We start from the raw sequence: 16,618 nt of genomic DNA, 5'->3' as shown, positions 1-16,618 counted from the left end.
ATGAGCAAGATTGCGATCATTGGTGCAACCGGTCGTGCCGGTTCCCGGTTACTGGAAGAAGCATTGCGCCGCGGCCATTCCGTCACCGCGATTGCACGTAAGGCAAGCGCGGCTCCTGCCCGTAACGGTGTGACAGCGATCGATGTCGATGTGCAGGATACCGCTGCCTTACAAAAAGCCCTGTCCGGACACGAGGCTGTTTTCAGCGCGGCGCATTTCAGTACCATCGCCTACAACAAGATCGTGACGGCAGTGCGCAATGCCGGCGTACCGCGCTTGCTGGTTGTCGGTGGCGCGGGAAGCTTGTTTGTCGCACCGGGCTTGCGTGTCATCGATACGCCTGATTTTCCGCCAGAGTACAAGGCGGAGGCCAGCGCGGGTTTCGCTTATCTGAATGCCTTGCAGGACGAAAAGGATATCGACTGGACCTTCCTGTCGCCGTCTGCCGAATTTGTTGAGGGTCCACGTACCGGCATTTTCCGTATCGGTAAAGACGATTTGCTGGTGGATGCAGCGGGACGCAGCTGGATCACCTTTGCCGATTATGCAATCGCCTATCTGGACGAACTGGAAAAACCTGTTCATTCGCGCCAACGTTTCACGGTAGGCTACTGACTCTCTGGCTTGATCCCGAAACGGACATGATCGATTAGAATGCGGTCATGCCCGTTTCCACCCTCTTCCAGTCAATGTTCTGTATTCAGTTGGCAAGTCCCATTTGCATTGCATGACGTCTACCGTACCAAACGCCGGGCGTCGCGCACTTTGCCCGAGATGTGAACGTCCGCAATCGACCTGCATCTGCCAGTGGATTCGACATACTGCAAACCAGGTAGAAGTCATTATCCTGCAACATCCGCTCGAAGTCGGTCACGCCAAAGGCACCGGAAAACTGCTGCAAAACAGTCTGCGTTACTGCACGCTGGTTGTGGGCGAGGACTTTGATCCCGCCGCACTGCGGGCCCTGCTGTTTGATCCGCATGCACATACCAAAAGCAGGCCTGTGTCACCTGCGCTGCTCTATCCGGCATCGGACGACCGAAAAGCAACTGTCACAACAACGATGCAAGAAGATTCATCCACGGGTGTTCCCATCAATCGCCTGGTCGTACTGGATGGCACGTGGCGCAAAAGTCGCAAGATGTTGTATTGCAACCCATTGCTACAGACTTTGCCTCGCGTTGCGCTGACTGACATGCCGGCAACGCGTTACACCATACGCAAGGCACATCGCTCAGATCAATTGTCGACTCTGGAGGCCACGTGCCAGGCCCTGATGCAACTGGAAGGCACTCAGGAAAAATACCTGCCGCTGCTGAATGCATTTGATGGCTTTGTTCGCCAGCAGCAGGCGTATGTTGATGCGCACTCTCATCAAGCGAACACGAGTGAAAGTTCGCAAGAGACAGGTCTGCTTTCTTGAAGAACAACCAAGTTTGATAAGAAAAGGGCTAGGCACAACGACATGACTTTCTCTTTTCCGCAACACCGCTGCACCAACCGGAATGGTTCAGCGTGTTAATTGTGTTGCCGGAGAAAAAGCACTTCTATAATGAAATCGCACAACCCGATATGCGAGGTCATCATGAGTACCAGGAAGATGTTTTCCGAGATGGACGCCGATAGCCGACGTTTCTATTCACGAATCATCAATATCGCGATGTTCAATCTGTATGCTGTCGAAAACAGATTGTTCGACTCGCTGATTTGCCAGTCCGACGATCCGCATGTGCTTGAGCGTTGGGAAGAAGCGGAACCGCTGATTCTGGACGCATTGCAAAGCCGAGCCGAAGGCGATCCGAACGAAGACAGTATCTGGGGCGATTTTTAAGATAACTGTCTGCGCCGGGTAACTGTGTCGCTGCGGATATCCGGCATGTGAAGCGACACAGCGCTTCGCGGACTTGCTCTTCTCCTTCCTGGACGCCCTCACGCGTCAGCACCCGTTTTACTCAAACGGGCCACTTCCCTGCTCTCTTCTTCAATACGCCGTCTCTGTGTTCGCAGCGCGAAAGCGGAGAATGCGCGCGTTTCCCACACCCCATACCTGAACGCTTGTGACTTCTCAGCCGGATGATTCAAGCGGCACTGCTATCGATTTTATTCATGACAATTAACATCTATTGCATTTATGATGATCGTCATTTATATTGCAGATCATTCCACCTGCAAATACCTGCCAAGGAAGCATCATGCCTCGTGTATCCAAAGAACAAACCGACCGCAATCGCGCCGCTATCGAACAAGCATCCACTCGCCTGTTCAAGGAAAGAGGCTTTAACGGCGTCAGCGTTGCCGACCTGATGGGCGCGGCGGGACTGACGCATGGGGGCTTTTACGGCCATTTTTCGTCCAAGGATGAACTGGCTGCGATTGCCTGTTCCCAGGCCTTCTCGCAGGCAGCCGATCGCTGGCAAACACGAATCAAAAACAAGACGGACGCGCAATCTGAGCTGCACGCGATCCTCGATCCTTATCTGACGAAACGCATGGCCAGAAACATGGGCAATAGCTGTCCGGCAGCGACACTGAGCGTAGACGTCGCGCGTGAGGCACCTGACAAGCCGGTGCGCGAGGCATATCAGGCGGGTACCGAACAACTGATTAACATCCTGACCGCCCTGTCATCCGCCGTCGATCCGGCAGAGCGGCGCAAACAGGCATTGGTGCAGTGGAGCACGATGGTCGGTGTCATGATGCTGGCCAGTGCTACCGACGGCAATCCGCTTGCGGATGAACTGTTGAGCGCGGTACGCGAACACCTGATGGGCGACGACGCCTGAACCAGCACTTGCCCTTCTCTCCTGATCCGACATCATGTTTTCCCAACCATTCTCGGCCTGGCTGTCTCGCAGGGGCCTGCACTTTTCCTGGCTGATTGTTGCCATTACGTTTTTAACCATGCTGACGTCATCGGCAGCACTTGGCCTGCCAGGCGCCCTGCTGCAGCCACTTGGCCGCGAGTTTGGCTGGAATACCGATCAGATATCTTCTGCGCTCGCAATCCGTTTCATGTTATTCGGCCTGATCGGTCCGTTTGCTGCCATCTTCATGGAACGCTTCGGCCTGAAGCGCGTCATTTGCATCGCTCTGATTCTGATCGCGTCTTGTCTGTTGCTATCGACAGTCATGAGCCAGCTTTGGCATCTGTTCGTGTTGTGGGGATTGATACTGGGCGTCGGCTCCGGCATGACGGCATTGGTGCTCGGCGCCGTGGTCGCCAATCGCTGGTTTGAAAAACGGCGCGGTCTGGTCATTGGCGTGCTGACAGCCAGCTCGGCAACCGGGCAATTGATCTTCCTGCCTTTTGCCGCGTGGCTGATCGAACACTACGGCTGGCGCATGGCCGTATTGCCGGTGTTCTTTGCCTGCGCCCTGGTTTGTGTGTTGGCCTTTCTCTTCATGCGTGATCGTCCGCATGATATGGGTCTGGTGCCTTATGGCGGCGCCGCGGATATGCCGCCCCCGGCAGCAGCACCTGCAGCCAGCATGACCTTGATGGAGCCTTTGCGCGTACTTGCCAACGTTTCACGCAATCGCACCTTCTGGGTATTGGCTGGCACATTCTTCATCTGCGGTTTGAGCACCAGCGGCCTGATTCAGACGCACTTCATTTCGCTGTGTGGCGACTACGGCATGGCAGCCGTACCTGCGGCCAGTGTGCTGGCGATGATGGGCGCGTTCGATTTTGTCGGCACGATCTTGTCTGGTTGGCTGTCCGATCGCTATGACAACCGCAAGCTGCTGTTCTGGTATTACGGTTTGCGTGGCCTGTCGTTGTTCTGGCTGCCGCATTCGGAGTTCACGTTGTACGGCTTGTCTTTGTTTGCCATGTTTTACGGACTGGACTGGATTGCGACTGTGCCGCCGACAGTCAAACTGGCTGGCGCAGCATTTGGCAAGGAACGTGCAGGTATGGTGTTTGGCTGGATTTTTGCCGCGCATCAGATCGGTTCTGCGGTAGCGGCGTACGGCGCAGGATTGACCCGCACTTGGCTGCTGACATACAACCCTGCCTTGTATGCAGCGGGCGCGGCTTGTTTGCTGGCCGCAGTCATCATTTTTTTGGTACGCAAGCCGCCACTTGTTCCGCGCTAGTCATTGCTCGACATGTTGCAATGCCTAGCGACGATGGATCTTCATGATCTGTTGCTGTTCGCGCAACCAGTCACGCTCGCGCTCGGTGTCGCGCTTGTCGTATTCGCGCTTGCCCTTGGCCAAGGCGATATCGCATTTCACTCGGCCTTTGACCCAGTGCAAATTCAGCGGCACCATCGTGAATCCGGCTTGCTTGACCTTGCCGACCAGTTTGTCGATTTCGCGCGCATGCAATAACAATTTGCGTGTACGACGTGCTTCCGGATGCGAGAACGACGACGTGCTGGTCAGTGAACTGACATGGGCACCAAACAGGAAAATTTCGTTATCGCGCGCGATCACATAAGCCTCTTTCAGTTGCACGCGCCCCTGGCGAATCGCCTTGACTTCCCATCCCTCCAGCACCATGCCCGCCTCGTAGCGATCAATGATGTGGTAATCATGTAGTGCCTTCTTGTTGTCGACAATAGCCATACTCATCTTTCATCTCAATGGCGAGAGTGTAACGCGCACGGCCCAAACAAACCGTGCAGACAGCAAAGGATTCGGTATTGGTCTAAGATGACAGACTTTCAATATGGACTGTCCTGCGCTACCTCTCATGTTTCCGACGCTTTACGCATGACCGCCTATCTCTTCGTGTTGCTGGTAGGACTGGCTGCCGGGATTGTCAGCGGCGTCATCGGTACCGGGTCGTCCATCATGTTGCTGCCGGTTTTGGTTTACAGCTTTGGCCCGATTGAAGCAGTTCCTATCATGGCCATTGCAGCCGTTCTGGCCAATCTGGCGCGGATACTCGCATGGTGGCAATTGATTGACTGGCGTGCGGTCGGGACGTATTCGATCACCGGTATTCCCGCCGCGGCGTTAGGTGCCACGACGCTGCTCGCACTGCCTGCTCATTTCATCAATACCTGTCTCGGTGCCTTTTTCATCCTGATGATTCCGGTCCGGCACTGGCTCAAGGCGCGGCATTTTCAGCTCCGGCTGTGGCAGCTCGCCGTTGCGGGCGCGATCGTCGGATTTTTGACCGGCATGGTTTTATCAACGGGGCCATTAAGCGTACCGGCTTTCACTGCGTATGGATTGACCAAAGGCGCCTTTATTTCAACTGAAGCCGCCAGCTCCTTGTTTCTCTATGTCAGCAAATTACTGATCTTCGGCACATCGGATGCGCTGCCATTGCACATTGTGATGAAAGGATTGCTGGTTGGCAGCGCCATCATGGCGGGCACCTTTGTGGGGAAGATTGTCATGTTGAAGCTGAGCGAAAATGCATTTCAGCATTTGCTCGATGTTCTTTTGTTATGTTCAGGCCTGGCCTTGTTGTGCGCCGCAATCAATTAGCAAAAAACACCTGTCCGCTATACGGTTTTTGATTGTCGCTGTCAGCGCTTGCAGTACAATCGTCAACGTCTGACTACGCTTTGGGATGGCTGTGCCTCTCCCTTTGTATTTTTCGGCAACGCTGATGTTTTTCCTGCAAGTGTATTAATAACTTGTAATTAATTTGCCGCTCTCATTTACGCTTTTGATTACGTTAAGTCAGACAGCTTTGAAAACGATACCTACCGTCGCCGGTCCATTGCCATCCACACTGGACTGAACAGGCATGATCACTCCGATTTCCTTTGCTGGCGGTAGCCTTCCGGTTGATCTGACCAATTGTGACCGCGAGCCAATCCATATACCGGGTTCGATTCAGCCGCACGGAGCTTTACTGGCCTTTGCGCGGAATGGCACGCTGGTCATCCATGGTGACAATGCCAATGCATTGCTCGGCGATCTGCCGGGGATAGGCGAATTGCTAACGCCGGCGCATCTGAGTGCCGCCGTGCGCGATGCCATTGCCGATGCGCTGAATATGGATGAAGTGCACGATGACTTGCTCGATACCAAGCTCTTGCAAGGCAAATTCGATGTGATTTTCAGTCACTCTGCCGGACTCGTGATTGTTGAGTTCGAACTATGCAGCACACAGAATACTGTTTCGCTAGATGCATTTGCCGTGATGGCGCAACGCGCGATCGCGCGCATCCAACGACAGAGCGACATCAATGAATTGCTGCGCGTTGCCGTCAATGAGATTCAGGCGCTGACCGGTTTTGACCGGGTCATGGCTTACCGCTTTTTGCCCGATGACAGTGGCGAGGTCGTTGCCGAATGGCGCCGCCCGCATTTGGAACCGTTTGTTGGTCAGCGCTACCCTGCTGGCGATATTCCTGTACAAGCTCGGCGTCTGTACATTCTGAATCCCTTGCGACTGATCGCTGACATTGGCTACAAGCCGGTGCCGCTTTTTCCGCAGAACAACCCGCTGACGCAAGCCCCGCTCGATTTGAGCCGCAGCGTATTGCGGAGTGTGTCGCCGATTCACGTTGAATACCTGACCAATATGGGCGTGATGGCGTCCATGAGCATTTCGATTGTGGTCAATGACCGGCTCTGGGGCATGATTGCCTGTCATCACATGTCGCCTTATCTGGTGCCTCGTGCCGTCCGCATGTCGTGCCAGTTGCTCTCACAGATCGTCAGTGTGCTTGTCGAACGCACCTTGAGTCAGGAACATACACGCGCCATTCAACGCTCGACCGCCGTGCGTATTCGCATCACCGAACGGACGACACAAGCTGGCGATCTGTTGCATGCCTTGTCCGAACAGGATCCGAGTTTTCTCGATCTCGTTGACTGCCACGGTGGTGCCGCTGCCGTCGATGGCCGTGTCGTCTTGTTTGGTCACGCGCCGTCGGAAGAAAACGTGCTGGCATGGACAGACTGGCTGCAAAGCAATAACACCAGCGATATCTTTGTAACGGATTCCATCGTGCGCGATGTACCGCATCTGTATCAACCCGAGAGTCAGACAGCAGGATTGATGGCAGCACGCTTTCATCGCGAGCGCAATGGCTATGTCTTCTGGTTCCGTGGCGAACAAATCGAAAGTGTGCGCTGGGGTGGCAATCCGGAAAAGGTGTATACCACCGGCCCGCTGGGCGCACGCTTGACGCCACGCGGTTCTTTCGCCGAATGGAAAGAAGAAGTCAAAGATCGCACACACGCCTGGCTTGCAAGCGAACATGAAATCGCAACACAGTTCCGCACTGACTTGCAGGCCATTGCGTTGGCAAAAAGTACCTTGTCCGAACGCGCGCGCGACACCTTGTTTGCCACGCTTGGTCATGATCTGCGCGATCCGCTGCAAGCCATCATGATGGCGGCGGAAATGCTGGAGCGTCAGGGTAGCGTCGATGGTTCCAGCAAATCGGCTCTCGGCAAACGAATTTCCAATTCCAGCGGCCGAATGAAACGCCTGATTTCCGAAGTGCTGGATGTGGGACAGATTCAGAATGGTTTGGGATTGAGTATCGTCCGCCAGGAAACGGAGATTGCTCCACTGATTCGGGATTTGGTACGCGAAATCATGACTGCACATCCTGATCTGACCATCGAGATGGACATTGAGCAGGCAGGCCTGGCGCATGTCGATCCGGATCGACTGAGTCAGGTAGTTTCCAATCTGCTCAGCAACGCGCGTCATCACGGCGACAACAGCAGACCGATCTCGGTCGTCGCACGCGGCGATACCGAGAAAACGCATATAGAGATTGCCAATTACGGCCCGGAGATCGATCCCCATTTGCTGTCCACCCTCTTCAATCCCTTCAAACCCGCATCGACGGGCAACAAGAAAAATCAGGGCGGGCTGGGTCTCGGTTTATATATCGTGAGTGAAATTATCAAAGGGCATGAGGGCAACATCAATGTCCGTTGTGACGCAGGTCGCGTGATTTTCACGATTCTCCTGCCAAGAATCTCAGCAGCTGACACCCGCTGATCGCGCCGCTTCCACGGCGAGTTCCGCCACACGATCGACGGCGACGATCAGTTCACGTTCCCCATTACACAAATCCTTGAGCGGTACCCATTCTGCGATCGCTGCATCATCGGCAGCCACCGGCTCGCCAGATATCCAGCGACAAGCAATAGCCGGTAAAATGAAATGGTGAGTCAGGTTGCCAGTCTCATCCTTGTGAAAAGAATCGAGCACCGTCAACACACCATCAGGTTCGGCAATGATGCCTGTCTCTTCCTGTAACTCACGTATTGCCGCTTGCTCGATCGTCTCGCCAAATTCCATTTTTCCTCCCGGAAATCCCCACATGCCTGCATCTGGCGGTGTCTTGCGACAAACCAGAAGAATTTCGTCGCCACGTAAGACAACGGCGATCACAGCGGGGACAGGGATGCGTGATGAAGAAGACATGCGACAGGATCAATTCAAGAGAGTGAACCGTCATTGTACCCAGAGCGAGGCATTCCTTCTCTGCAAGCAGTTGACGAAAAAAACCTGGCGGTTATACTCAGCCTAACTTCACTTGCATTTACTCTCTCTGCAATGCTGCCGCCATTTTTTCTGCCGACCATACTGCGTTCCGCGACGGAACAGGAGATGTCGCGTCTGCAGAACATGATGGCTGCAGGTATGACGGCTGTCATGCCTTTTGCGCACACCGCAAGCACCAAAGACCTCGCCTGCCTTTCCTTGGCTCGGTGAGCACCTGAAGCAAGTCCACCTGCGCCGCTCCCGAGCCTCTTCCTCGCTTTCTGATCATTGTTGATCGTCGTCTGACGATCGCGTTTATCTCGCATTGTTGCTGATCCAAATGAGATCGGCAGGGAGTCCTATTGCCATGAAAAATCAACGCTACCTTGCGCAGCATGATGCTGCAACGCTTTACCAACTCGCCGAACAACGGCTGCGGCTGGACGGCGCCGATATCGATGCAGCAGAACAACTAAGCGACATCGTGGCCACCGCCAACCGTCTGCAACCGACAACTCGACGAAAAAATACGGTCGCACTGTATGCCAGCGTCAGCTATGCATCCATGCTGAGCGGACAAGCCGCCTGTATCACACTGGTACCGCCGCACGAAGCCGATGGCGCTGCCGGAAAAGTCTCGGTGCTCACGCCCATCGGTCTTGCACTGATCGGACGCTGCTGCGATACCACGGTCGATGTACATCTGCCTTCAGGCCGGATAGAGAAAATCCGCATTCTGGAAGTGCGTAACGATGCCAATCTCTGTCGGGACAGCATGGCATGAAGCGCACACGTTATATTTTTTTACGGACGCAGATTGAACGCCGGCAACGACGCCGGCGCAACATGGCAGCGCTCGCCTGTGTGGCAGCCGGTGTCATGCTGGCGGGCTTGTTGGTGTTTGAAGGCGTTGTTTGATAGACGGCTGATGCCATGATTGTGTCAGGGCGCATGCGCACGGTGCGAGCGGCACGGCGCATCCGCTGTTGCGGCTCAGCTTGCTACACGTCGCCAGACTGCAACGGGACGTTATGGCTGCGCCAGCCCTGCTTCGGTCAGCAGATCCAGCGCGCCATGCCAGAAAATTTCAATGCCGATACACAGCAGAATGAATGCCGACAAGCGCAGAACAACCATGGTACCCAGGCGTCCCAGCAAGCGGATCATGCCGTTGGCATAGCGGTAACAAAGGAAGATCACCAAGGCCGTCAACGCCGCCCCCAATGCCGCGCTACCCTGCGAGATGACCTGATCAAGCAGGCGCGTGGGTGCATTCGCCCCCAGCGTGATCGAGGCCGCAATCGAGCCTGGCCCAACTGTCAGCGGAAAACTGATTGGATAAAAACTTCGTACCTTGAATTCATCATCCGACCAGACTTCAGTCTGATTGGTCGCAACCTGTGTGCGAATTGCATCCTGTCCATTGTCGTGCAACAAGCGCCAGCCAGTTGCAATGACCAGAATGCCGCCACCGACACGGACAATCGGCAGGGAAATGCCAAAGAACATCAGTACATGCGAGCCAATGAACATGGCCCCCAGCAGCAGGAAGAAGCAGTTGAGCGCGACCTGACGCGCCAGTCGCTTTTCCGCATCACGCCCGACATTTCCAAGTAGGCTGGCAAAAACCGGCGCATTACCAAACGGATTGAGAATTGGCAGCAAGGTTATGGGAACCAGAATGGCAGCCTTGAGAAAAACAATGAGCATGATCGGCTCCATCTAGGCACCCGTCTCATGGTCGACCTGATAACCCGCGGCGACCCATGCATCGATGCCACCACTCAGCGGACGCACTTTGGTATACCCGCGCTGCATCAACTTCTTCGCAACCTTGGCCGCCGATGCCTCGTTCGGGCAGGCGCAATAGATAATGACTTCCGAATTGGTATCGCTATTGACGACCAGGGCACTGAGTTCATCATCGGTCAGCACCATGGCGCCTGGAATCCGTCCGCTTTCCTGCCCGATACTGGAGCGAACATCAATGATGGTCGGTGGATTGCCCGTTTTGAGCAACTGATCGAGTTCGTCGACTGAAATGCGGGCCATGCGCAAATCCTTGAGGAAAGCATGCCGCTGCCACCACTTCTTGCCAAGATAAATGACGAAAGCCAATGCGATCAGCACGATGCCCCATTTGCCCAGTGCAGCCAGCACATCAAGCAAATCGGTTACCGCAGAACTGAACAGGGAGCCGAGAAAGATCGCCGATCCTACCCATAACATCGCACCGAGCGTATCGAACACGATGAATTTGGCAGGCCGCGTACCAATGGCGCCGGCCAGCGCACTAGCGACCGATGCAAAACCAGGAATGAACTTGGCAATCAGCAGCGAAGCAGGACCGTAGCGCACGTAGACTGACTCGGTCTGACGGACGCAGGAATCTGGCGACAAGGAAATTTTGCATAGTTTTGCCAGAACGCGACCGCCAAACTTGCGCCCCGCCATATACCAGCAATAATCGGCAATCAAGGCAGCAATCACACCGACACATAACAACATGGGCGCCGTGTAGTTGCCGCGATCAAGCAAGGCACCGGTCATGACCAGTGTGGGATAAGCGGGGATCGGCGCGCCCAACTGTTCGATCAGCACATTGCCGAATACGAAGAGCAAGCCATATTGTTCAAGCAGATCGAGCAGGAAGCTCATGACATCTTCTTTGCGGTGAGAATGGAAACGACGGATGCACCACCGACCTGCCAATCAACATGGTCGGAGAACGTATATGGGATTGTGCCTGTTTTTATAAAGAGCGCATGCACTCTTTCCCCGTTCTGAAACAGAAGCAACGACTTTGCCTACTGCGCCATCAGCCGGCTGTGCCATCCATGCGATCCGCCATTTTCTCCCCAAGTCGAATGGCATCTGCAGATTGCCAGACTGGATTGAAAGACAGCACATCTTTTTGAAACAGCATCACCACAGTGGAGCCGAGCAGAAAACGCCCCATCTCCTCGCCTTTTCTCAGGACCAGATGCTGCTTGTCGTAGCGCCACTCACGAATCTTGCCGGTGCGTGGCGGGTTGATCACGCCATGCCAGACTGTCTGCATGCTGCCAACGATGGTCGCGCCGACGAGAACGAGAATGAACGGGCCTTGCGCCCCTTCAAACACACAGACAACGCGTTCGTTGCGAGCGAACAAGTTCGGTACGCCTCTGGCCGTGGTCGGGTTGACGGAAAACAGCGCGCCCGGCACATAGATCATGCGCATCAAACGACCATCGCAAGGCATATGCACACGATGATAATCACGGGGGCTCAGATACAGCGTCGCAAAACTACCGTGCCGAAATTGTTCCGCCAGCGCGATATCGCCACCGACAAGCGCAGTCGTCAGATAATTATGCCCCTTGGCCTGGAATATCTGGTCTTCGTCAATCTTCCCGAATTGGCTGATCGCGCCATCGACCGGACTGACAAAGTCGGCATCGGCAATGGGCCGCGCGCCCGAGCGCAACGCACGCGTAAAAAATTCGTTAAACGTGCGGTAACTGTGAATGTCGGGATTAGCCGCTTCGGCCATGTTGACCTTGTATTTCCCGATGAACCAGCGAATCAGGCCGGTCGTCACGCGACCCGCCTGCGCACCGGCCACCAGACCTGCAAATGCGGTCAAGGCCTGCTTGGGCAGAAAGTATTGGGGAATGACGGGCAAACGGGTGAACACGATCAGGGCCGGCTCCAAATAAAGTAAGGGAGAAACAAACAGCGGCAGCGCTTACGTCGATACCCTGATAACGGTAATACGATCGATGAAAAACTCGCCATCGATGCACTTTCGATGCGGAACATCAGCAAGCTCAAAGCCACGCTTGTCATCCTGCATCCAGAGCTGGACCAAGGTATCGAACTCCTCTGCACCAACGCGTAACATCGGCGCAGAAATCACGAAACGGGCACCGTCCTGATACTTGGCGACGATGTCTTCCAACCTTGCCATGCAACATCCTTTTATAAAATTGCCGTCATCATAACGGTTGTTGGTCTGTTATTCCAACACATATGCCAACAGGCGGCCATCCGCACCGGTTTTAGGCTGTCGACCATCATTTACGTGCAAAGACAACCTGACAGGGATCCGACTCGGGATTAGCGCCATCCCAGATCGACGTCGCCACAATGCTGATGCCGCTCGTCACAATGGCCGCCCCAATTCGGGCGAGCGCCCCGACCGCCCCTGCCTCATCCAGGCCCACGTCCGGCTTGCCCACCCTGCCCGCAATCTTGATGTCATTGGCGAAGGTGGAAATACCCAGACTGATGCCTGCACGCGCGCGTATCTTGCCTTGCAGTTCCAGCGTCTGGGAGCGCATGTCGACAATGCCGCTCGTCAGCAGCTGACTGGCTTCGCTGCGTCCGCCAACGATACCAGAGCCTTTGGCCACGCCATTGCGAAACGGCAATCGTGCAGCAAGACATGCCATGTCAACGCGACTGGCGTCCTTGGCAGAGAAAATGCCGTTCAGCCAGTATTCCGCCTGGCCCGCCTGTTCAGAATGAATTTTGGCAGGTCCGATGCGGATATCCAGCGGCCCCGTGATGTGAGCGGCAAGCTGCTTCATGCTTTCGCCCTGTGTTTCGACACGCATATCGACCTGCATCTTTCCGCCATCGATGCGCGCTTTCTTGCCAGTTTGCGCAAACCACTGCCCCAGCTCAGTCTGATCCAGTCGCATATCCAGCGTGACATGACGACTCTTTGCCGCAAACACACCGCTGCCTTTTGCGCTGCCGCCAAGCAGCTTCCCTTCAAAGGACGATACAGTCATCACGTCATCCCGCGTACTGGCTCTGGCCTTGGCATCACGGACTTCAATGCCGTTGCGCAGCCTTAAGGCATCGATGTGGGCATCAATGCTGCCATCCATGCCTTGAAGTGCACTTAACAATTTCCACGGCAGTGGACGGTCGTAGAAGAGTTCGCCTTGCGGCTTGACGGGCAATGGCGGATTGCCCAGATCGAGCATCGTCTGCGTCATATCGATACGGTCTGCATGAAGATTGGCGTGGAAGACCGGCCGCGTTGCACTGCGATCAAACTGGATGTCGCCAAGCAGATTCCGCTTGCCCAACTGCAGTCTGATATCGCGGGCATACAGTTTTTGTCCGCTTCCCTGCACTTGCAGATCGAGCTTCAGCGGCACGGGCGGACGTCGCTCGATTGCCAGAAAGCGATAAAACGGCTCAGCCTCCGGCGCGTCGATTGTGGCAGAAAATGCATAATTCTGCGGCTCCAGCGATATCGGAAATGTCCCCTTCAGCAAGGCTGTGGACTTGGCAATCTTCGCGAAGATCATGCCTCCGGTACTCGCCCCCGGAATGCCGAACGAGGCCAGATTGGCAAACTCGCCCTTCAGTTCGAGTGATTGCCCGTTTCTGCCAAAGAGCCCATCGAATTCCACATTGCGCAGCTGCGGGCTGGCTTCGATATCCAGCTTGTCGATTTCCAAGACTACAGGCTCCGCACCACGACTACGGATCTGCACCACACTATTGGCAAGATGAAGATCCGTCAGATCGATATCCTTTGCCTGCAATTTACGGCCTGCCGACAACTCCCAGCTACGCCTCCCGTCCTCCGCGATTTCCAGGTTTCCCTTCAACCCCTCAAAACGAAGACTTTCGAGTACGAAGCGGCCACGCAAGAGCGGTAGCAAGGCAAAACGCGCACTGATGCGGGAAGCCTGAAAGAGGTGGCGATCCTGCGCCCAGTCAGGATTGTCGAGACTGACGTCTGTTGCCTGCAGATGCGGAAAAGGAAGAAGGGAAACGGACAGATCGCCGATATGCAGCTCGCGCGACCATTTTTCTTGCACCTTGTCTTGTGCGATCTGGCGGAGTTGGCCACTGTCAGCCAGGCGATGTGCATAAATGACGGCAATCGCAAACAGCAGTACTGCCAGCAATGCGCCGCCCAATGCCCATTTTTGCCATCTCCGCATCTTGTCTGTTCCCATTTTTATGGTCGGTACTATCGTACCGAGTCTGATGGTCAGTGAGAATAGACTAGTTGAGCGACGCCGTCACGGCCTCAACGGCGCTAAATCAAGTAGGAAATAGATGACAGTCAGGCGGATGATGCGAACTGTCTGCCGCAAGCCAGACTCCGCTGGGTTTCATGCTCAGGCCGATTGCATCAGCAGCGCGGGATGCGATGTCTGTTCGATCTGTGGATGGATTCCGTTGAGCAGGTAGTCAAACAGCTCACGCACCGGGCGAATGGCACTGCCAAATGGAAGGGGTTCGGCGCTACGGAAGAACAAACCGCGCTTGATATCGCCCTGGAGTGCAAATGCCAGCTGCGTGTCGATGCAAAACTGGCCTGCCTTGGCATTGCCGTCGCGCCAGCCACATTGATGCAGACAATCGAAACCGACCGTGCAATCCTTGGGACAGGCTTTGCTTTGCAGCTTCTGTTCCTTGTCGAGGTAGTTGATCAGCCATGGCGTGCGCACGGCGCGTGCCGGCAAGCCGGCACAACTCATGAACGTCACGATATCGTCAGCACGTGCTTCTGCCAGCACGCGTTTGAAATCACGATGCGCATCCCCCTCTTCCGTCACCGCGAAAGACGTTCCCAGCTGAACCGCACTCGCCCCCAGTTGCAACAAGGCTTTTACTTGCGCCGGCGTATAGATACCACCAGCCGCAATCAGTGGAATACGGTCACGTGGAATGCCAAGTTGATCAAATAAGGCGAGCGTTCCTTCAATGACGACCGAAAAGGAAAAATGCGGGTCATTGACGCTATCGATCGTCGCCGCCCCGAGATGACCTGCCGCGAATTGCGGATTTTCAATCACGATCGCATCGGGCAAGCGGTCACGACGCATCCATTTTTTCAGGATCAGGCTGATACCACGCACATCGGAAAGAATCGGAACCAGCGCCACATCCGGATAATCTGCTGTCAGCTCTGGCAGATCCATCGGCAAGCCGGCCCCCACCACGATTGCATCTGCACCGCTCTCGCATGACTGCTTCACGTAGGCAGCATAGTCTGCTACGGCCCGCATGATGTTAACGGCGATCATGCCGTTGCCCTGTGCTTTCTGTTTCGCTGCCCTGATTTCCCGATCCAGTGCGACCAGATTGGCGGCATTGATCGCTTCCTTGTCACGCGACTGTCCGGTCTGTTTCATCAAGTCAGGATGATGACGACGCAAATCAACGCTGGAGATCGTACCCAGACCGCCCAGCAGGGCCACATTGCCGGCCAGATTATGCGCAGATACACCGACCCCCATGCCACCTTGTACAACGGGAAGCAATGCTTTGTTCTTGATGATCAGTTTGGGCAAATCGGTATGCAGCACAGTCGTATCCACGAAAAAAGAGAGATGCCTGACTGTAGCAAAGCAGGTTCGGGGGCGATTGACATGGATCAAAAAGTGCGGAGACTGTTCCAATCAGGCATCCTTGTCGTATCGATACGCTCACCACAGGGGTGGATAGCAAGGAACTACGGGAGATTCATCATGTTTGGCCGCTCTCACAAAGAAAAACACTACAGTCATCGCGCTGGCTGGTTACGCGCTGCCGTTCTGGGTGCCAACGACGGCATCATTTCCACCGCCTGTCTGTTACTGGGCGTTGCTGCAGCGCAAGCGACGCACGAGGCATTGCTGACCGCCGGCATTGCCGCACTGGTTGCCGGGGCGATGTCGATGGCGGCCGGCGAATATGTTTCCGTCAGCTCACAAGCCGACGCAGAGCATTCCGATCTCATCATCGAACGTGAGGAACTGCGCACTCAGCCGGACGCAGAGTTACGGGAACTCACCGGCATCTACATCAATCGTGGTGTCTCGCCCGACCTAGCGTATCAGGTTGCCCGGCAACTGACCGCGCACGATGCATTGCGCGCCCATGCGCGTGATGAACTGGGCATATACGACAGCGGCATGGCGCGGCCATTTCAGGCTGCAGTCACCTCGGCCATCACGTTTTCTTCCGGTGCCGCACTGCCGCTGATAACGGCGTTGGTGGTACCCGGAGCATGGCTGATTCCTGCGCTGGCGCTGACTTCCCTGCTTTTCTTGCTGATTCTTGGTTCCCTGGCCGCTGCAGCAGGCGGCGCACCGATTCAGCGTGCCGCCTTGCGTGTCGGTGTATGGGGTGCTGCCGCCATGGCCATTACCGCAGCCATTGGTCATTTATTCGGGACCGTAGTATGAGGCGGTC

At 55.3% G+C, this 16,618-nt stretch carries 18 protein-coding genes; 10 read left to right on the top strand and 8 right to left on the bottom strand.

Annotation, left to right across the window (positions count from 1 at the left end; translation table 11 throughout):
* The 5 genes from IEV29_RS03020 to IEV29_RS03000 all read left to right on the top strand — a co-directional run bounded on the left by IEV29_RS03020 (window position 1) and on the right by IEV29_RS03000 (window position 4,098).
* On the top strand, window positions 1–615 hold the full coding sequence (locus tag IEV29_RS03020) for an NAD(P)-dependent oxidoreductase (protein WP_188379785.1): 615 nt from the start codon (window positions 1–3) through the stop codon (window positions 613–615).
* 112 nt (window positions 616–727) lie between these two features.
* Window positions 728–1,423: a tRNA-uridine aminocarboxypropyltransferase gene (locus IEV29_RS03015; protein WP_188379784.1), complete on the top strand. Its 696-nt coding sequence runs from the start codon at window positions 728–730 to the stop codon at window positions 1,421–1,423.
* Between the two features lie 162 nt (window positions 1,424–1,585).
* Complete coding sequence (locus tag IEV29_RS03010; protein WP_188379783.1) at window positions 1,586–1,831, top strand: hypothetical protein; 246 nt, start codon at window positions 1,586–1,588, stop codon at window positions 1,829–1,831.
* 361 nt (window positions 1,832–2,192) lie between these two features.
* Window positions 2,193–2,783 (top strand): TetR/AcrR family transcriptional regulator, encoded by a 591-nt coding sequence (locus IEV29_RS03005; RefSeq protein ID WP_188379782.1) that lies wholly within the window; start codon window positions 2,193–2,195, stop codon window positions 2,781–2,783.
* A gap of 34 nt (window positions 2,784–2,817) precedes the next feature.
* Window positions 2,818–4,098: an MFS transporter gene (locus tag IEV29_RS03000; protein ID WP_188379781.1), complete on the top strand. Its 1,281-nt coding sequence runs from the start codon at window positions 2,818–2,820 to the stop codon at window positions 4,096–4,098.
* Window positions 4,099–4,122: 24 nt separating this feature from the next.
* On the opposite strand, the gene smpB is transcribed toward IEV29_RS03000, so the two are convergent.
* On the bottom strand, window positions 4,123–4,572 hold the full coding sequence (smpB, locus tag IEV29_RS02995; protein ID WP_188381045.1) for an SsrA-binding protein SmpB: 450 nt from the start codon (window positions 4,570–4,572) through the stop codon (window positions 4,123–4,125).
* Window positions 4,573–4,719: 147 nt separating this feature from the next.
* Here smpB and IEV29_RS02990 point away from each other — a divergent pair, with 147 nt between their 5' ends.
* Window positions 4,720–5,445 carry a sulfite exporter TauE/SafE family protein gene (locus tag IEV29_RS02990; protein ID WP_188379780.1) on the top strand — a complete coding sequence of 242 codons (726 nt, stop codon included), beginning with the start codon at window positions 4,720–4,722 and terminating at the stop codon, window positions 5,443–5,445.
* A 265-nt stretch (window positions 5,446–5,710) separates the two neighbouring features.
* Window positions 5,711–7,933 (top strand): ATP-binding protein, encoded by a 2,223-nt coding sequence (locus IEV29_RS02985; protein ID WP_188379779.1) that lies wholly within the window; start codon window positions 5,711–5,713, stop codon window positions 7,931–7,933.
* Here IEV29_RS02985 and IEV29_RS02980 read toward each other — a convergent pair.
* Window positions 7,913–8,362 carry an NUDIX hydrolase gene (locus tag IEV29_RS02980; RefSeq protein ID WP_188379778.1) on the bottom strand — a complete coding sequence of 150 codons (450 nt, stop codon included), beginning with the start codon at window positions 8,360–8,362 and terminating at the stop codon, window positions 7,913–7,915. The genes IEV29_RS02985 and IEV29_RS02980 overlap by 21 nt on opposite strands.
* Before the next feature lie 427 nt (window positions 8,363–8,789).
* Here IEV29_RS02980 and IEV29_RS02975 point away from each other — a divergent pair, with 427 nt between their 5' ends.
* Entirely contained in the window at window positions 8,790–9,206 is a 417-nt protein-coding gene (locus IEV29_RS02975) for a GreA/GreB family elongation factor (RefSeq protein WP_188379777.1), read from the top strand.
* A complete protein-coding gene (locus IEV29_RS02970; protein ID WP_188379776.1) occupies window positions 9,203–9,340 on the top strand; it encodes a hypothetical protein in 138 nt (45 codons plus the stop codon). The genes IEV29_RS02975 and IEV29_RS02970 overlap by 4 nt, the downstream gene beginning before the upstream one ends.
* 111 nt (window positions 9,341–9,451) lie before the next feature.
* On the opposite strand, the gene IEV29_RS02965 is transcribed toward IEV29_RS02970, so the two are convergent.
* The 6 genes from IEV29_RS02965 to IEV29_RS02940 all read right to left on the bottom strand — a co-directional run bounded on the left by IEV29_RS02965 (window position 9,452) and on the right by IEV29_RS02940 (window position 15,750).
* Entirely contained in the window at window positions 9,452–10,132 is a 681-nt protein-coding gene (locus IEV29_RS02965) for a MarC family protein (RefSeq protein ID WP_188379775.1), read from the bottom strand.
* Between the two features lie 12 nt (window positions 10,133–10,144).
* A complete protein-coding gene (locus IEV29_RS02960; protein WP_188379774.1) occupies window positions 10,145–11,080 on the bottom strand; it encodes a DedA family protein/thiosulfate sulfurtransferase GlpE in 936 nt (311 codons plus the stop codon).
* A 160-nt stretch (window positions 11,081–11,240) separates the two neighbouring features.
* The gene (asd, locus tag IEV29_RS02955; protein WP_188379773.1) at window positions 11,241–12,101 is read right to left on the bottom strand and encodes an archaetidylserine decarboxylase; all 861 of its coding nucleotides are present in this window, start codon (window positions 12,099–12,101) and stop codon (window positions 11,241–11,243) included.
* Window positions 12,102–12,152: 51 nt separating this feature from the next.
* Window positions 12,153–12,374 (bottom strand): hypothetical protein, encoded by a 222-nt coding sequence (locus IEV29_RS02950; RefSeq protein ID WP_188379772.1) that lies wholly within the window; start codon window positions 12,372–12,374, stop codon window positions 12,153–12,155.
* Window positions 12,375–12,480: 106 nt separating this feature from the next.
* The gene (locus tag IEV29_RS02945; protein ID WP_188379771.1) at window positions 12,481–14,376 is read right to left on the bottom strand and encodes an AsmA family protein; all 1,896 of its coding nucleotides are present in this window, start codon (window positions 14,374–14,376) and stop codon (window positions 12,481–12,483) included.
* A gap of 180 nt (window positions 14,377–14,556) precedes the next feature.
* On the bottom strand, window positions 14,557–15,750 hold the full coding sequence (locus IEV29_RS02940; protein ID WP_229726193.1) for an NAD(P)H-dependent flavin oxidoreductase: 1,194 nt from the start codon (window positions 15,748–15,750) through the stop codon (window positions 14,557–14,559).
* A gap of 162 nt (window positions 15,751–15,912) precedes the next feature.
* Here IEV29_RS02940 and IEV29_RS02935 point away from each other — a divergent pair, with 162 nt between their 5' ends.
* Window positions 15,913–16,611, top strand: coding sequence for a VIT1/CCC1 transporter family protein (locus IEV29_RS02935; RefSeq protein ID WP_188379770.1), 699 nt, complete (start codon window positions 15,913–15,915; stop codon window positions 16,609–16,611).
* Window positions 16,612–16,618: the final 7 nt, after the last annotated feature.

Source organism: Oxalicibacterium faecigallinarum, assembly GCF_014635705.1.
Lineage (GTDB): Bacteria > Pseudomonadota > Gammaproteobacteria > Burkholderiales > Burkholderiaceae_D > Oxalicibacterium > Oxalicibacterium faecigallinarum.
The sequence above is the reverse complement of the archived record's forward strand: the minus strand, read 5'-3'. Positions and strand labels throughout refer to the sequence as shown.

What these genes read in the sequence shown, in the direction of transcription:
- IEV29_RS03020 (WP_188379785.1), top strand. Translation starts at nt 1, where the DNA reads ATGAGCAAGATTGCGATCATTGGTGCAACCGGTCGTGCCGGTTCCCGG.
- IEV29_RS03015 (WP_188379784.1), top strand. Translation starts at nt 728, where the DNA reads ATGACGTCTACCGTACCAAACGCCGGGCGTCGCGCACTTTGCCCGAGA.
- IEV29_RS03010 (WP_188379783.1), top strand. Translation starts at nt 1,586, where the DNA reads ATGAGTACCAGGAAGATGTTTTCCGAGATGGACGCCGATAGCCGACGT.
- IEV29_RS03005 (WP_188379782.1), top strand. Translation starts at nt 2,193, where the DNA reads ATGCCTCGTGTATCCAAAGAACAAACCGACCGCAATCGCGCCGCTATC.
- IEV29_RS03000 (WP_188379781.1), top strand. Translation starts at nt 2,818, where the DNA reads ATGTTTTCCCAACCATTCTCGGCCTGGCTGTCTCGCAGGGGCCTGCAC.
- smpB (WP_188381045.1), bottom strand. Translation starts at nt 4,572, where the DNA reads ATGGCTATTGTCGACAACAAGAAGGCACTACATGATTACCACATCATT.
- IEV29_RS02990 (WP_188379780.1), top strand. Translation starts at nt 4,720, where the DNA reads ATGACCGCCTATCTCTTCGTGTTGCTGGTAGGACTGGCTGCCGGGATT.
- IEV29_RS02985 (WP_188379779.1), top strand. Translation starts at nt 5,711, where the DNA reads ATGATCACTCCGATTTCCTTTGCTGGCGGTAGCCTTCCGGTTGATCTG.
- IEV29_RS02980 (WP_188379778.1), bottom strand. Translation starts at nt 8,362, where the DNA reads ATGTCTTCTTCATCACGCATCCCTGTCCCCGCTGTGATCGCCGTTGTC.
- IEV29_RS02975 (WP_188379777.1), top strand. Translation starts at nt 8,790, where the DNA reads ATGAAAAATCAACGCTACCTTGCGCAGCATGATGCTGCAACGCTTTAC.
- IEV29_RS02970 (WP_188379776.1), top strand. Translation starts at nt 9,203, where the DNA reads ATGAAGCGCACACGTTATATTTTTTTACGGACGCAGATTGAACGCCGG.
- IEV29_RS02965 (WP_188379775.1), bottom strand. Translation starts at nt 10,132, where the DNA reads ATGCTCATTGTTTTTCTCAAGGCTGCCATTCTGGTTCCCATAACCTTG.
- IEV29_RS02960 (WP_188379774.1), bottom strand. Translation starts at nt 11,080, where the DNA reads ATGAGCTTCCTGCTCGATCTGCTTGAACAATATGGCTTGCTCTTCGTA.
- IEV29_RS02950 (WP_188379772.1), bottom strand. Translation starts at nt 12,374, where the DNA reads ATGGCAAGGTTGGAAGACATCGTCGCCAAGTATCAGGACGGTGCCCGT.
- IEV29_RS02945 (WP_188379771.1), bottom strand. Translation starts at nt 14,376, where the DNA reads ATGCGGAGATGGCAAAAATGGGCATTGGGCGGCGCATTGCTGGCAGTA.
- IEV29_RS02935 (WP_188379770.1), top strand. Translation starts at nt 15,913, where the DNA reads ATGTTTGGCCGCTCTCACAAAGAAAAACACTACAGTCATCGCGCTGGC.